The organism is Paracoccus shandongensis, assembly GCF_017315735.1.
Classification (GTDB): domain Bacteria; phylum Pseudomonadota; class Alphaproteobacteria; order Rhodobacterales; family Rhodobacteraceae; genus Paracoccus; species Paracoccus shandongensis.
Genome location: NZ_JAFLRK010000054.1, coordinates 1 through 13,653 on the forward strand (window position 1 = coordinate 1; position 13,653 = coordinate 13,653).

The following is a 13,653-nucleotide window of genomic DNA, read 5'->3' on the forward strand; positions in this document are numbered from 1 at the left end:
CCCAGCAGCGCCGCCAGCCATCCCGGCGCGCCGCGCAGGTGCAAAAAGCCCCCCAGGATCGCCCGCGCCTTCAGCCAGGCCAGCACCAAAAGCGCCCCCATCGCCGCCACCCCCGGCACCGGCGACACCAGCACCGTGGCGGCGACCAGCGCGATCAGAAGGGCCCAGGTGCGCGTCAGGGGGGACATCGCTTATCCCATCAGATAGATCGGCGGCAGGATCAGCACCCAGACCAGATCGACCATGTGCCAGAACATCGCGCCCGCCTGCACGGCATCGGGGCGCGCGCGGATCGCGACAAGGGCCAGCACCGCCACGCCCGCGATCACATGGGCGGCGTGAAAGCCCGTCAGCAGGAAATAGAAGGTGAAGAACGGGTGGCTGTCCATGCCCGCCCCCGCCGCCAGGTCGCGGCCGTATTCCAACGCCTTGATGCCCAGGAAGACCAGCCCGCCAAGCGCGGCCAGTATCAGGGCCAGGCGCGCCCCGCGCCGGTCGCCCGCCCCCGCCGCGCGTTCCGCGCGCGCCGCGAACAGGCCGGACGTGACCAGCACCACCGTGTTCAGCGCCGCCATCCGCCCGTCCAGCACCGCACGGGCGGCGGCGAAGCCGGGCGGGTCGGTCAGCTGCACCGCCATCATGGCCGTGACCCCCGCCGCGAAGACCAGCAGCTCGGACACGATCAGGATCCACAGGATCAGCTCGCCCGGAAGATCGTCGAGGCTCATCCCATGACCAACTGGCGATAGATCTGGGGCAGGGCGTTCGTCAGCCGGTCGGGGTCGCGGATCACGGAAAAGCCGCCCTGGCCGAAGATGCGCGGGAACCAGCCCTGTGCATCGCGGTCGATGGTGATGCCGAAGACGGCGTGACCGGCGCGCCGGGCCTCGCGCACCGCCATGGCGCTGTCCTCGATCCCGTGGCGGCCTTCGTAATGGTCCAGGTCGTTGGGCTTGCCGTCGGTGATGACGATCAACAGCCGCCGCGACCGTCCTTCGCACGCAAGCCCCGCCGAGGCATGGCGGACCGCCGCGCCAAGCCGGGTATAAAAGCCGGGGCGCAGGGCGTGGATGCGCGCCTCGATGGTCCGCGACATGGGTTCGTCGAAGGACTTGCAGTCGTGGATCCAGACCCGGTCGCGTTTCAAGGATGAGAACCCCTGCACCGCGAAACGGTCCCCGCAGGCGTCAAGGCCCCAGGCCAGCGCGGTCAGCGCCTCGCGCGCGATGTCGATGACGGGGCGGCCCGTGACCGCGCTTTCCGTGGAGCGCGACACGTCGAGCAGGATCGACACGGCAAGGTCGCGGTTTTCCGGCCGGGCCTGGCGCCAGATGCGGTCGCTGCCGCGTCCCGTCGCACGCAGGTCGGTGACCGACCGCAGGGCGGCGTCCAGGTCCAGATCCTCGCCGTCGGGCTGGCCGTGGCGGATCAGCCTGGCCGGGCGCAGGGCCTGGAACTGGCGGCGCACGGCCTCGATCCGGCGGCGGGCGGCGGGGTCGGTGATGCCCGCGTAATCGGGTGCGGGCTCCACCGGGGCGGCCAGCACGCGGCAATGGTCGCGCATCCAGACGCCGCCGCGCGCATCCCATTCGGGATAGGTGAACTTGCCCGCGACGCTTTCGCGGTCCACGTCCTCGGGCGCGAGATCCAGGTGCAGCTTCAGCTTGGTCGCGGGTGCCTTGGACACCTGGCCCAGCACGATCTCCTCGTGGTCCTCGGCGGCCTTCTTGGCGTTGTCCAGGTCGTCGTCCTCGACCCGGCGGTTGAGGTTCAGCATCTCGGCCCAGGTCAGCATCGCCTCGAATTTATAAAGGATGATGCTGTCGCGGCGCTCGGCCTGGTCGGACTTCATCCGCCGCGTCTTGCGGGCGGTGCCGTCGCCCGATTCCTCGGGGGTGCCGTCGGTGGGCAGGCTGGCGACCTGATCGCCCGTGCCCGCGCCAAGCCCGCGCAGGTCCGGCCACATCGGCACCGGCAGCATGGGGCGGTATCCGCGCGGCGCGCGCCACTGGGCGGGGGGATCGGCATAGCCCCCCAGCAGCGCGGGTTCAGGCAGCGTCGGGTCGCCCAGCAGGTGACGCAGCAGGGCTTCCACCCGCGCCTCGGTGCCGCGCAGGGCGGGGCGCGTGCGGCTGGCCAGATGCGCCCGGCACAGGCGGGACCACAGCGGGCGCAGGCCCGGCGCGGCTTCCAGCGTGGCATGGGTCATGGCGATGCCTGCCGAAATGGCCGCAAGATCGGCGAGCAGGGGATCGGACCGGGGAACGAAACCAGGGGCATGGGCGGATGCGGCGGCCAGCCACAGATACAGCCCCTCGTTGTCCTCGGGGCGCGGAAAGACCGCCAGTTCCACGGGCAGGCGCAGCGCCTCGCGGTCGAAGCTGGCGCGGGCCAGGTGGTCGCCGTCGCTGGCCAGGCGGCGGCGCCAGGACAGGCGGTGGCGGCTGGCCTGGTCCGCCACCGGCTTCAGTTCCACATCGGCCCCGCCCCCGAGGCCCCGGAACAGCACGGCGATGCGCCCGCGCATGTCGTCGAACCGGACGGCGGCATCGGGGAAGCGCTGCGGCGGGTCCATGCGCGAGGCGAGCCGGTGCCACAGCTTGCCGACGGTTTCCTCGGGCTCCCAGGGGGCGATGTCGAGATGGGGCATGGTTGTTATCCCGTCACCGCCACGACCAGGTCCATCAGGCCCTTGCGGATATCCCCGTCGTCGGTCAGCGGCTCGATCATGGCGGCGCGGATGGCGCGATCCATCGCCATGCCGCCCGCGATCAGGGTCGCGGCATAAACGACCAGGCGGGTGGACACGCCTTCCTCCAGATCCTGGCCCTTGAGCCCGCGCAGCTTGTTCGCCAGCCGCACCAGCAGGCCCACGCGGTCGGCATCCAGCCCGCTTTCGCGGACCACCACGGGGATTTCGTGTTCCGGCCGGGGAAAGGTGAATTCCACCGACAAAAACCGCTGCCGCGTGGAGGGCTTCAGCGTCTTCATGATGTTCTGGTAGCCGGGGTTGTAGGAGGCCACCAGCATGAAGCCGGGGGCCGCGTGCAACTCCTCTCCGGTGCGGTCGATGGGCAGGATGCGGCGGTCGTCGGTCAGGGGGTGCAGCACCACGGCCACGTCCTTCCTGGCCTCGACCACCTCGTCCAGATAGCAGATGGCGCCCTCGCGCACCGCGCGGGTCAGGGGACCGTCGACCCAGACGGTTTCCCCGCCCTTGAGAAGATAGCGCCCGATCAGGTCGGCGGCTGACAGGTCGTCATGGCAGGCGACGGTGTAAAGGGGTCGTCCCAGCCTTGCCGCCATGTGGGCGACAAAGCGGGTCTTGCCGCAGCCGGTCGGGCCCTTCAGCAGCAGGGGCAGGTTCTTCGCATAAGCCGCGGCGAAGATGTCGCATTCGTCGCCCTGGGGCAGGTAGAAGGGGGCGTCGGCCCCCCTCAGGGTGAAACTTCCATCCATGGTCATCACTCCGCGGCGATATGGTCGGGGTTCTGGGCCAGGCGATCGCGTTCCAGCGGGCCGGGGCGGACCACCTCGCGGCGCGGGAAGGCCACCGCATAGATGAACAGGAACGCCCCGATCACCACCGCCACGCCCGCTCCGAAGCGCATCCAGTAGAACAGCGCAAGCTGGTCCTGCACCTCCATGTAGCCCATGCCCATCACGCGTTGCAGATGCGTCTGCACGGTGCCCGCGAAGGTCAGGGTGAAGGTCATGAACAGCATCCCCCCCGACATCAGCCAGAAGGACGCCATGTTCAGCACCTGGTTATAGGGATCGCGCCGCCGCAGGATCGGCATGGCATAGCTGAACAAGGCCAGGTTGAGGCAGACATAGGCGCCATAGAAGGCCAGGTGCGCGTGCGCCGCCGTCACCTGGGTGCCGTGGGTGTAATAGTTCACCCCGTGCAGCGTGTGCAGGAATCCCCAGACACCTGCGCCGAAGAAGGCCAGCGTGGCGCAGCCCAGCGACCACAAAAGCGCGGCCTTGTTCGGATGGTCGCGCCGGCCCTTCCAGACCATCACGAAGGCAAAGGCCATCATCGCGAAGAACGGCACCACCTCGAACGAGGAAAAGATCGAGCCGATCCACTGCCAGTAACCGGGCGTCCCGATCCAGAAGTAATGGTGGCCGGTCCCCAGGATGCCGGAAAACAGCGCGGTGGCGACGATCACATACAGCCACTTTTCCACCACCTCGCGGTCCACGCCCGTCAGCTTCAGCATCAGGAAGCCCAGGATCGCGGCCATGATCAGTTCCCACACGCCCTCGACCCACAGGTGGATCACATACCACCAGTATTGCTTGTCGAGGCCCAGGTTCGCCGGGTTGTAGAAGGCGAACAGGAACAACAGCGCCAGGCCCCACAGACCGATCAGCAGGATAGAGCTGATCACGGTCTTGCGGCCCTTCAGCACCGTCATGGTGACGTTGAACAAAAAGATCAGCGCGGCCACCACGATGCCCACCTTGACCCAGGTCGGCTGTTCCAGGAACTCGCGTCCCTGGGTGCCCACGAAATAGTTGCCCTGCCAGGGGTTGAACAGATAGGTCGCGACCGCCCCGAAGGTGCCCACCACCAGGATGAACAGCTGCAGATAGGCAAGGAAGGGCGAATGGATCTCGCGCTCGGCCTCCTCGGGGATCAGGAAATAGGCGGCGCCGAAAAAGCCGGTCAGCAGCCAGACGACCAGCGAATTGGTGTGGACCATCCGGCCCACGTTGAAGGGCATGATTTCGGACAGGAAGTTCGGCTGGACATAGATATAGCCGATGATCAGCCCCATCGTCACCTGCGCGGCGAACAGGGTCAATGCCACGGTGATATAGACCAGGGCGATCTTTTGCGTTTGATATTTCATGGTGCTTTCCAATCAACCGGCATCGTTGGGGGGCCAGTCCTGGGTGCGGATCTTGTTGGTCCACAGCAGGAAGTCGGTGACTTCGCGGATTTCCTCGTCCGTCAGGTTGAACTGCGGCATCTGGCGGCGGCCCTCGATGCCCGTGGGTTGCGCCTCCATCCAGGCCTTCATGACCTCGAAGGCGGCCTCGGGGTCGTCCTGGACGCCCCAGCGGGTCATCACGTTGCCCAGTTCGGGCGCGAAATAGGCGCCCTCGCCCAGGATCGAATGGCAGTTGACGCAGGCGTGGCGTTCCCAGACGTGCTTGCCGCTGGCGACGCTGGCGGTCAGCGGCGCGTCGTTGGTGGACACGTTCACGATGTACCAATGGCTGTGGATGGACAGCCCGATGAAGATAAGGATGAAGAACAGCGACCCGCCATAAAAGATGTTCCGGGCCATGCTCTTCGTCAGGACTTCGCGCATGGCGAGGGTTCTCCCGAAGCTGTTTCAATGAAGCCCATAAGTGACGTTCCCGGGCACGGGGATCCTTGTCCAAAGTCAAGGAAGAGTCCACAAAAACGGTTCATCCGGGGGTTTATCAGATCGGGGGGACCGCGATGGACGACCGCTGGCCGGTGTGGAAGCTGGCGCTTCTGCTGTATGTCTTCGCCACGGGCGCGGTGGCGATCAACCTGTTCATGCTGGGGCTGATCGGCCAGGCCCTGGGCCTGGACGCGCTGTCGCCCGTCACGGCGCTGGCCCTGTCGGTGCCCCTTGGCATTCCCGCCGCCTGGCTGGCGGGGCGGTGGGTGCGAAGCCTGCTGGACCAGGCGGCGGACCCATAGGCCCCATGTGACGTGATCCTGCCGGTCCGGTGTCGCAACGATACCGCGCCCCCCGGCGGCAAGGGTGTAGAACGGCCCCAAGCCCTTCAACCCCTCCACGGGAGATGACAGATGCTCGACACCAAGACGCCCGGGTTGACGGATGATGCCGTCGCCCATGCCATCGGCCGCGAACTGGCCCGCCAGCAGGACCAGATCGAACTGATCGCCTCGGAAAACATCGTCAGCCGCGACGTTCTGATCGCGCAAGGCTCGGTCCTGACGAACAAGTATGCCGAGGGCTATCCCGGCAAGCGGTATTACGGCGGCTGCGAATTCGTGGACGAGGTCGAGGACATCGCCCGCGACCGCCTGAAGCAGCTGTTCGGCGCGGCGCATGTGAACGTGCAGCCCCATTCGGGCGCGCAGGCCAACCAGGCGGTGTTCCTGGCGCTGTTGCAGCCGGGCGACACCATCATGGGCCTGTCGCTGGCGCATGGCGGGCATCTGACGCATGGATCGCCCGTGACCATGTCGGGCAAGTGGTTCAAGGTCGTCTCCTACGAGGTGGAACCCGACACTCACCTGATCGACATGGCCAAGATGCGCGCGCTTGCCTTGGCCGAGCGTCCGAAGCTGATCGTGGCAGGCGCGTCCGCCTATCCGCGCGTCATCGACTTTGCCGCCTTCCGCGCCATCGCGGACGAGGTGGGGGCCTGGCTGATGGTGGACATGGCCCATTACGCGGGCCTGATCGCGGCGGGCGAATACCCGAACCCGGTGCCGCACGCCCATGTCGTGACCTCGACCACGCACAAGACCCTGCGCGGGCCGCGCGGCGGGGTGATCCTGACCAATGACGACGACCTGGCGAAGAAACTGAACTCGGCGGTGTTTCCCGGCAACCAGGGCGGGCCGCTGATGCACGTCATCGCCGCCAAGGCCGTGGCCTTCGGCGAGGCGCTGGATCCGTCCTTCAGGGACTATGCCCGCAATGTCGTGGCCAACGCCCGCGCGCTGGCCGACACGCTGGCGGGGGGCGGCGTCGGCATCGTGTCCGGCGGCACGGATTGCCACATGGTCTTGTGCGACCTGCGCCCCCTGGGCGTCACGGGCAAGGCGGCCGAGGCCGCGCTGGAACGGGCGGGCCTGACCTGCAACAAGAACGCGATCCCCTTTGACCCGGAAAAGCCGTTCGTGACCTCGGGCATCCGCCTGGGCAGTTCCGCCGGAACCACCCGCGGCTTTGGCGAGGCCGAGTTCCGCCAGATCGGCGCCATGATCCTGCGCGTGCTGCGCGCGCTTGGCCGGAACCCCGAAGGCGACGGCGCGGTCGAGGCCGAGGTCCGCGCCCAGGTCAAGGCGATGTGCAACCGCTTCCCGATCTACGGGGGCTGACGCCCGCGCGTGGGCAGGCCCTCCCCCTGGGGGACGGACCTGCCCGAAGGCTTGCCTCAAGGGGCGGCCACCAGGGGCTGGTGGTGCTGCAGGTGGCGCGAGACCAGCTTGCGGCCCATGCGGCCCGAAACCAGCATCCGCGCGCCCTGCGGTTCGTGATCGCCGTCGCGCAGTTCGGGGAAGATCGCGAGGATTTCCGCCAGCGCGGCGGGGCCCACCGACTTGATGGCCTGGGGGCCGGTGTAAAGCGACTCGGCCTCGGCGCCGTTGGCGAAGACCACCTCGTGCCCGTCGAACAGCATGTGGAAGTATTCGACGCCCTCGGCCCCGTCGCAGATGTCCACGCCGTCCAGTTGCAACAGCTGCTTGGCGGCAACCAGAACCTCGTGGGTGCCGAACATCCTTTGCGCCACCTTGGAGCGGACAAGGATGCGGTGCTGCGGCGACACGGTCAGATCCGTGGCGGGCGTGTTCGGACCCAGGGCCCCGGCCTTGATGCGGATGGGGCGCATGTTGGGGTTGCGCTGCAATGCCGCCCGGGACAGCACGCGGCTGCCGATCCAGCGGACCGGCCGCGCGCCGTTGTCCCGGGTCAGGACCAGGTCGCCCGTCCGCAGATCCTCGATGGCGCGCAGACCCTCGGGGGTGTCCAACAGGGTGCCGCGCGTGAAGCACAGGGGGGCACGCGCGCCGACATCATAGCCGACATCGTCCACGGTGACGCCGGTCAGCAACAAAGCGTCTATGGTGCCGAGAACGCCTGAAGGCATGTCACCGTCCGGGAAGGCGAAATAGGTATTTCCGTTCGCATCCTCGGCCACGATGATGCCGTGCGAGCCCGTCAAAAGGCCATTCACCACGGTGCCGAACCTGCCCGAGCCGACCACGGTCATTTCCGTGGTCGTGGTGGTCGTCGTGCCGGGGACACCAAGCGTATAAGGCGTGGTCGTCGAAGTCAGCGTGAAGGTTTCGCCCACGTTCAGCACGTCGTCATCATCGTTGCTGGTCAGGACGACCTCGCGGACGTTGCCGGTGCCTGCAACGCGGAAGTCTCCGCTGGGCCGGCGGCCGGCGATCCCGAGGTTGAGGCCGCTGATCTCGGTCTGGTTGCCAGTCAGCTCCAGAACGCCGCCGTTGACGCGGAAGTAATCCACACCCGAAAGGTTGATAGGCATATTCCAAGAATCTCCATGAGGTGAACATGATGGATCACCAGGCACCGGCAGCGGCCGGGACATGGCAGCTTTGCAATGTGCGGGAGGAGCAGATGCCGCATCCTGTCCCAGCAGACGCACCCGCGAAGGGCGCAGGATCGAGGGAAAAAAGACACGCGGTCAGGAACAGGGGACCGGCACGCGCGAGGCGGTGCCCGGTCCCTGCCTCAACCCTAGGACCATCCCGGGGAGGCCGCAACTTGTAATTGAAATCTGATCGTGATTTTCCAGCGCAGCCGGGGACTTGCGCGGTTTCCCGTCACGGCGGCGGACAGGGCGCGAAGCCGCCCCGTCAGTGCCAGGTCACCACATAGGGGCCAAAGCAATAGCGGCGCGCGGTGACGTTCCCGCGCTGGTCGGCGACGGAAAAGACGCCGATGGTCCAGTCGAGCGGGTTGGCGGCAAAGCTGAGAACGGGCATGGGATCATTCCTGAAGGTCGGTTCCTGCAAACCCAACGGCAGCAACCCGTGGTCGGGTTCCGCCCTGCCGCGTCCCTGCCCCTGCCCGGCGCGTCAGATCCCCGCAGGCTTGGCCCGAAACCCGTGCATCCCCTTGAACCATTGCAGCGCGACGAACATGCCCTTGACCGGCGGCAGCAGCGCCAGCGACAGCAGGATGCAAAGCCCGCCCAGCACCACGGCAACCATCGCGGGCCGGTCGCCCAGCAGATCGAACATCACCGGCAACGAAAAGCCGACAAGGTGCGCGACGATCAGGACCACGATATAGGCCGGCCCGTCGTCGGCCCGCTGCGGCGTCAGGTCAAGGCCGCACTCGCGGCATTGCGGGGCGACCTTCAGATAGCCGGAAAACAGCCGCCCCTCGCCGCAGCGGGGACATTTCAGGCAGGCGCCCCGCCAAAGCGCGGGCTTGATGCTGCCGCCATGCTGCTGGAGAAGGTCGGGGTTCTTCGACATGCGGATCGCGTCCTGTTCGTGATGGGGGTATGCCGTCCATATAGGCAAAGGGCGGCGGAATGGAATGCGCGCATTGACGCAGCGGGGGAAACGGCACGCTAAAGGATGAAATCGCTGGCCGCCAGGGTGTGAAGGCCGGTCAGCTCGATCTCGAATTCGGGGGCCGTGTCGTTGTCGGTGCTGCCCTGGACGATGGTGTTGCCGCCCCTGTGGACATAGCGCAGCCCGCCATTGTCGCTGTCGGCTGTGAAGGCGGCGGTGCCCAGGAAGGTGAAGGCGTTGTTGCCCGCCGTCACGCGGCTGGCGTCGATCCCGGACAGGTCGATCACCTCGCCCGCGAGGGTTTCCTGGAACCCGGCGATCACGTCGCGCGTGCCCGCGCCCGGCCGCGTCTCGGCGGCGAAGGCGAAGACGAAGCGGTCGGCGCCCCCCTCGCCCGCCAGCCGGTCATGGCCGCTGCCGCCCGACAGGGTGTCGCGGCCCCATCCCCCGAACAACTGGTCGTGGCCAGCCCCCCCGGCCAGCCCGTCGCGCCCGGCCCCGCCATGAAGCCGGTCATGGCCCGCCCCGCCCGCGATCCAGTCGGCGCCGCCGCGCCCGTCGATCCGGTCGTTTCCCGCAAGCCCGTCGATCCGGTCGGCCAGCATTGATCCCCGCAGGATGTCGGCGTGATCGGTCGGCCGCCGATACGCCGGGGTGCCGTCCTGGCTGCCCGCCAGCCGGTCAAGGTCGCGGTCGGGCGCGGCATAGGGGATGAACCCGTCCCGCGCGGCCTTCTTGTAGAACCCCGCGATCAGCCTGGGATCGTCCAGATAGTCCACCACGAAGACCGGCTTGCCCTGGGACAGGAAATCCCGCTGCAGGACGGCCACCTGTTCGCGGTCGGGGTCGGCGGGGTTGTTCTCGTCGGCGTCGCCGGGGTGATACAGATCCTCGACCGCGATGCCGCCGATGGCGTCCAGATAGGCCGCCTTACGGGCGCTGTCGGATCCCAGGTCGTCCAGGATGAAGGCCCCGTTCTGGGGGATGACGAAGAAATCCGGGTTGGTTTCGCGCGCGTGATCGGTCAGCGCGACGATGAAATCGACCATGCGCTGCGCCGCCTGCCGTTCATTCGCGGGATCGCCCGGCTGCCGGTCGCGGTCGGCGACCTCGGCGCCCCAGAAGTAATAGGCGTCCACGATGTCCAGATAGGCGGCGTCGAACCCCGCCTTGACGATGGCGTCCAGATCCCCGGTGCCCGCATCGTTGAACAGAAGCTTCTGCCAGTCGGGATCCCAGTAACGCACCTTGCGCGATTCCGGCCAGTCGGGGTTCACCGGCCCCAGCCAGTCCGGGGCCCTGCCCGTCAGCTTGTCGGCGGCATCGCCCCCCGCCGTCCAGCCGTCGTTCCAGTAGTCGCGGAACTCCGACGCCTCGCCGATGGAGATATAAGAGGCCACCACGGACCGCCCGCCCATGCCGTCCTTCATGCGCGCGATCTCGCCCGCGGAAAAGCGGCCCGCGTCCGTGCCGTCGCGCGAGGCGTCGATGACCAGCAGGTCATGCGTGGCCGCCGACAGCAGGCTTGCGTCCAGCGGCTTTCCATTGCGGCCCTGCAGGACATAGCCCCAGGTCGCGACCGTCGCGGCCCCGGTGGATGTTTCAAACCTGGCCATGGCCGCAATCCCCATCAGACCGGGCCACCCTAGCAAAGGACCATCGCGGCAGAAAGCCGTCTTGCGATGGGGGATGGGTCAGGCCGGCGCGCTGTCCGGGACCATGTGGCACGAAGCCGCAAGGCCTCGGCCGGATGATCGTGCAAAGCTTCGTGGCCCCTGCGCCTTCCAGCCCCCGACAGGTGCCGGATCCCGCCTGGCGCCCAAGCCCCGCAGGCCGAATGTCCCCCGCCTGGCGCGGCGGCGTCAACAGATCATCGGGCGCATGGACTCCCGGATAATCCCGGGCCGCAGCCTCTAGCCCTGCCCCATCGGCCCAGGTCGCGCAGGGTGAAGGGCTTTTCGATCCGGGGCACGTCGGCATAGTCGCGGGGGATGGCCTCGGCGTCATAGCCGGTGGCGAAGACAAAGGGCACGCCCATCGCGCGCAGCCGGTCGGCCACGGGAAAGACCCTTTCGCCGCGCAGGTTGATGTCCAGGATGGCGGTGTCGGGGCGGGGGCCGCCCTGCAGCAGATCCAGCGCGGCGGCGACGCTGGCGACCGGGCCCAGCACAAGGGCGCCCTCGCGCTCCAGCTCCTCGCGCAGGTCTTCGGCGATGATGTATTCGTCCTCGACGACAAGAACGCGCCGCCCTTGGAACGGCTGGGGTCGGGGGGTTGGGGCCATGTCGGGCATCAGGGTCTTCCTTCTTGCGGGCCCGTCCCGGCCCCGGTGGAGGAGAAAGGCAGCATGATCGTGCAGCGACCGGCCCGGGGGGGCGCTGTCCGCCGCCTCGGCCAGGGAGGCCAGAACCCCGGCCACATGCCCGCCGTCGCGCACCGGCGTGCAGGTCAGGTCGAAACGGCCCTGCGGCGGGGCGGACCGCTCGTGCCCCCGGATGCGCCGGGCCATTCCGCCGGGGCCGGCGGGCCAGCCGTGGCCAGGGTCGCATATCGTCACGGGCCTGCGCTCCACCGCATGAGAGCGTCGGGATCCTGAACAAGGAAGGGGCCGCGATGTTCCATCCCCCTGCGGGGCCTTGCCCTGCCGCAGGGGATGCTGGGGTTCTGGCTGAACGCGGCCTTTCTGGCCGTGGGGGCTGCGGCGCTGGCGATCCTGGCGGTGGGCGTGCTGATCGCCGCCGGGGGTATCGGCTTTCTTGCGACCAGGGTGCGGTCGGGCTGAGGGGGCCCCTGCCCCTACTCTCCATAGCTGCGGGTGAAGATCCGCCCCACGTGGTCCAGCGCGTCGGGCAGCGCGGCGCGCCAGAAGATCCAGTCGTGGCTGCCCTCGCGCACCTGGAAGCGGTGCAGGATCCCCGCCCCGTCCAGGGCGACATGGGCGGCGGCGTTTCCCTCGAAGAAGGGATCGCCCGAGGCGAGGTCCAGGTAAAGCCGGGGGACACGCCGGAAGGGCTTCGGATCGGTCCGGGCGGCCACGGCGACGATGTCGGACATGCGCCAGGCCGCGTTCAGCCGCGCCTCGCCCAGCAGGCCCGGGCCATAGGCCCCGGCGAAGCGCAGGTCGAAGGCCTGCGGTTCCATCGCCGCCAATTGGGCCGGGGTGCGCAGCGCGGCGCTGAGGGCTGCCGCGCCCGCGAACAGGTCGGGCCGCTGAAGCTGGTTCAGGATCGCCGCATGGCCGCCCATTGACAGGCCCAGAAGCGCGCGCATCCCCGCCGTGCCGACCGCCTGGTGCGTGGCCTCGATCCTGGGAACGAACTCTTCCAGGAACATCGAGCGCCAGCGATAGCCGCCGTCGGCGTCGTCCAGGAAATAGGTGGCGCGCCCATCGCCCCCGGGCCTTCGCCCGTCGGGGGCCACGGCGATGCAGGGGGGCATCCGGCCCTCGGCGATCATGCGGTCCAGCAGGATGTCGATGCCCGCCATGCGGAACCAGTCGGCGGGCTGCCCGTCGCCCGCCCCGTGCAGCAGGTAAAGCACCGGATAGCGGCGGCTGTCCCCCCGGTAGCCGGGCGGCAGATACAGCGAATAGCCCACCACATGGCCCAGGATCCCGCTTTGCAGGATCCGCGCCTCGTCCACCGTCCCCGCCCATGCGCGAAGGTTCAGGAAGGGCAGCGCCAGCCCGGCGGCCAGGGCGCCGCGCCTTGTGAAGGGGGCACGATCATCGTGTTGCATCGTCAAATCCGTCAGAAATCCCAGCGATAGGACAGGCCCAGGGTGCCGCCGTGCAGCAGCCTCACCTGGTCGGGCGAGCGGTTCCAGGGCCAGCGGTTGTTGGCATAGTTGGAATAGTTGAGCGTCACCCGCCCGCTCAGCGCATAGCTGGCGGAATACGAGAAATCCGCGTCCCCTTCGTCCTGCGTGCCGGGCGGATAGGCCAGCGCGGTGAAGCGGACCGCCAGCCGTTCCGTCACGTTCACGCCGCAATTGATCCCCGCATTGGACGAAGCCCGGCGCGCCAGGCTGACAAAGCCCGTGCAGGTCATGCGCCGGTCGGGCATGGCGGGGGTGCCCAGCGGAACCCTGGCGACCGGCGCGGACAGTTGCAGCCGCCCCTCGCCCAGGCCGGCCAGCGCGCGGCCCCCGGCCAGGGCTGCGGTATAGTTCGCATAGGTCAGCGTCACCCCGTCGGCGACGCGCCAGGCCAGCGCATAGCTGTAGGTCAGGCGGCCGCCATGCCGGTCGCCATGGACCGGATAGCCGGTCAGGCCGCCGCTGAAGGTCAGCCGGTCGCCGATCCGCCCGCTGCACCCCAGATTGGCCGAGATCTGCCCGATCTCGCCGATCTCCTCGCGGCCAAGCGCGATGCTGCTGCCCAGGGCGCAGCGCGTCAGCGCCAGCAGCGGCGG

At 68.4% G+C, this 13,653-nt stretch carries 16 protein-coding genes; 3 read left to right on the forward strand and 13 right to left on the reverse strand.

What is annotated here, in order from left to right; genetic code table 11:
* From JX613_RS18905 to JX613_RS18930, 6 genes are all read right to left on the reverse strand, one after another.
* Positions 1-188 (reverse strand): cytochrome C oxidase subunit IV family protein (locus tag JX613_RS18905; protein WP_207103025.1); only part of this gene is annotated, 188 nt, incomplete at its 3' end.
* Positions 189-191: 3 nt separating this feature from the next.
* Positions 192-728, reverse strand: a complete 537-nt coding sequence (locus JX613_RS18910) for a cytochrome c oxidase subunit 3 (RefSeq protein WP_207103026.1) — start codon at positions 726-728, stop codon at positions 192-194.
* Positions 725-2,650, reverse strand: a complete 1,926-nt coding sequence (locus JX613_RS18915; protein ID WP_207103027.1) for a nitric oxide reductase activation protein NorD — start codon at positions 2,648-2,650, stop codon at positions 725-727. Before JX613_RS18915 ends, JX613_RS18910 begins: the two co-directional genes overlap by 4 nt.
* Positions 2,651-2,655: 5 nt before the next feature.
* Positions 2,656-3,459, reverse strand: coding sequence for a CbbQ/NirQ/NorQ/GpvN family protein (locus JX613_RS18920; protein ID WP_207103037.1), 804 nt, complete (start codon positions 3,457-3,459; stop codon positions 2,656-2,658).
* A 5-nt stretch (positions 3,460-3,464) separates the two neighbouring features.
* The gene (locus JX613_RS18925; protein ID WP_207103028.1) at positions 3,465-4,862 is read right to left on the reverse strand and encodes a cbb3-type cytochrome c oxidase subunit I; all 1,398 of its coding nucleotides are present in this window, start codon (positions 4,860-4,862) and stop codon (positions 3,465-3,467) included.
* A gap of 12 nt (positions 4,863-4,874) precedes the next feature.
* Positions 4,875-5,327, reverse strand: coding sequence for a c-type cytochrome (locus JX613_RS18930; RefSeq protein WP_207103029.1), 453 nt, complete (start codon positions 5,325-5,327; stop codon positions 4,875-4,877).
* A 134-nt stretch (positions 5,328-5,461) separates the two neighbouring features.
* Between JX613_RS18930 and JX613_RS18935 the strand changes: the two genes are divergently transcribed.
* Both JX613_RS18935 and glyA read left to right on the forward strand, forming a co-directional pair.
* Positions 5,462-5,689 carry a hypothetical protein gene (locus JX613_RS18935; RefSeq protein ID WP_207103030.1) on the forward strand — a complete coding sequence of 76 codons (228 nt, stop codon included), beginning with the start codon at positions 5,462-5,464 and terminating at the stop codon, positions 5,687-5,689.
* Positions 5,690-5,800: 111 nt separating this feature from the next.
* Positions 5,801-7,066: a serine hydroxymethyltransferase gene (gene glyA, locus JX613_RS18940; RefSeq protein ID WP_207103031.1), complete on the forward strand. Its 1,266-nt coding sequence runs from the start codon at positions 5,801-5,803 to the stop codon at positions 7,064-7,066.
* A 56-nt stretch (positions 7,067-7,122) separates the two neighbouring features.
* On the opposite strand, the gene JX613_RS20065 is transcribed toward glyA, so the two are convergent.
* The 5 genes from JX613_RS20065 to JX613_RS18960 all read right to left on the reverse strand — a co-directional run bounded on the left by JX613_RS20065 (position 7,123) and on the right by JX613_RS18960 (position 11,750).
* Positions 7,123-8,241 carry a Hint domain-containing protein gene (locus JX613_RS20065; protein ID WP_237168735.1) on the reverse strand — a complete coding sequence of 373 codons (1,119 nt, stop codon included), beginning with the start codon at positions 8,239-8,241 and terminating at the stop codon, positions 7,123-7,125.
* A gap of 331 nt (positions 8,242-8,572) precedes the next feature.
* Positions 8,573-8,701, reverse strand: coding sequence for a hypothetical protein (locus JX613_RS20215; protein ID WP_272874556.1), 129 nt, complete (start codon positions 8,699-8,701; stop codon positions 8,573-8,575).
* A 93-nt stretch (positions 8,702-8,794) separates the two neighbouring features.
* A complete protein-coding gene (locus JX613_RS18950; RefSeq protein ID WP_207103032.1) occupies positions 8,795-9,199 on the reverse strand; it encodes a DUF983 domain-containing protein in 405 nt (134 codons plus the stop codon).
* A 98-nt stretch (positions 9,200-9,297) separates the two neighbouring features.
* Positions 9,298-10,857, reverse strand: a complete 1,560-nt coding sequence (locus JX613_RS18955; protein WP_207103033.1) for an MJ1477/TM1410 family putative glycoside hydrolase — start codon at positions 10,855-10,857, stop codon at positions 9,298-9,300.
* Positions 10,858-11,111: 254 nt separating this feature from the next.
* Positions 11,112-11,750, reverse strand: coding sequence for a response regulator (locus tag JX613_RS18960; protein ID WP_207103034.1), 639 nt, complete (start codon positions 11,748-11,750; stop codon positions 11,112-11,114).
* 144 nt (positions 11,751-11,894) lie between these two features.
* On the opposite strand from JX613_RS18960, the gene JX613_RS20220 reads away from it, so the two are divergent.
* On the forward strand, positions 11,895-12,023 hold the full coding sequence (locus tag JX613_RS20220; protein WP_272874557.1) for a hypothetical protein: 129 nt from the start codon (positions 11,895-11,897) through the stop codon (positions 12,021-12,023).
* Positions 12,024-12,037: 14 nt separating this feature from the next.
* On the opposite strand, the gene JX613_RS18965 is transcribed toward JX613_RS20220, so the two are convergent.
* Positions 12,038-12,979 carry an alpha/beta hydrolase gene (locus JX613_RS18965; protein ID WP_207103035.1) on the reverse strand — a complete coding sequence of 314 codons (942 nt, stop codon included), beginning with the start codon at positions 12,977-12,979 and terminating at the stop codon, positions 12,038-12,040.
* Between the two features lie 11 nt (positions 12,980-12,990).
* A partial coding sequence (locus JX613_RS18970) for a hypothetical protein (protein ID WP_207103036.1) occupies positions 12,991-13,653 on the reverse strand: 663 nt, incomplete at its 5' end.

What these genes read in the sequence shown, in the direction of transcription:
- JX613_RS18930 (WP_207103029.1), bottom strand. Translation starts at nt 5,327, where the DNA reads ATGCGCGAAGTCCTGACGAAGAGCATGGCCCGGAACATCTTTTATGGC.
- JX613_RS18965 (WP_207103035.1), bottom strand. Translation starts at nt 12,979, where the DNA reads ATGCAACACGATGATCGTGCCCCCTTCACAAGGCGCGGCGCCCTGGCC.
- JX613_RS18925 (WP_207103028.1), bottom strand. Translation starts at nt 4,862, where the DNA reads ATGAAATATCAAACGCAAAAGATCGCCCTGGTCTATATCACCGTGGCA.
- JX613_RS20065 (WP_237168735.1), bottom strand. Translation starts at nt 8,241, where the DNA reads ATGCCTATCAACCTTTCGGGTGTGGATTACTTCCGCGTCAACGGCGGC.
- JX613_RS18935 (WP_207103030.1), top strand. Translation starts at nt 5,462, where the DNA reads ATGGACGACCGCTGGCCGGTGTGGAAGCTGGCGCTTCTGCTGTATGTC.
- JX613_RS18915 (WP_207103027.1), bottom strand. Translation starts at nt 2,650, where the DNA reads ATGCCCCATCTCGACATCGCCCCCTGGGAGCCCGAGGAAACCGTCGGC.
- JX613_RS18950 (WP_207103032.1), bottom strand. Translation starts at nt 9,199, where the DNA reads ATGTCGAAGAACCCCGACCTTCTCCAGCAGCATGGCGGCAGCATCAAG.
- JX613_RS20215 (WP_272874556.1), bottom strand. Translation starts at nt 8,701, where the DNA reads ATGCCCGTTCTCAGCTTTGCCGCCAACCCGCTCGACTGGACCATCGGC.
- glyA (WP_207103031.1), top strand. Translation starts at nt 5,801, where the DNA reads ATGCTCGACACCAAGACGCCCGGGTTGACGGATGATGCCGTCGCCCAT.
- JX613_RS20220 (WP_272874557.1), top strand. Translation starts at nt 11,895, where the DNA reads ATGCTGGGGTTCTGGCTGAACGCGGCCTTTCTGGCCGTGGGGGCTGCG.
- JX613_RS18960 (WP_207103034.1), bottom strand. Translation starts at nt 11,750, where the DNA reads ATGGCCCGGCGCATCCGGGGGCACGAGCGGTCCGCCCCGCCGCAGGGC.
- JX613_RS18920 (WP_207103037.1), bottom strand. Translation starts at nt 3,459, where the DNA reads ATGGATGGAAGTTTCACCCTGAGGGGGGCCGACGCCCCCTTCTACCTG.
- JX613_RS18955 (WP_207103033.1), bottom strand. Translation starts at nt 10,857, where the DNA reads ATGGCCAGGTTTGAAACATCCACCGGGGCCGCGACGGTCGCGACCTGG.
- JX613_RS18910 (WP_207103026.1), bottom strand. Translation starts at nt 728, where the DNA reads ATGAGCCTCGACGATCTTCCGGGCGAGCTGATCCTGTGGATCCTGATC.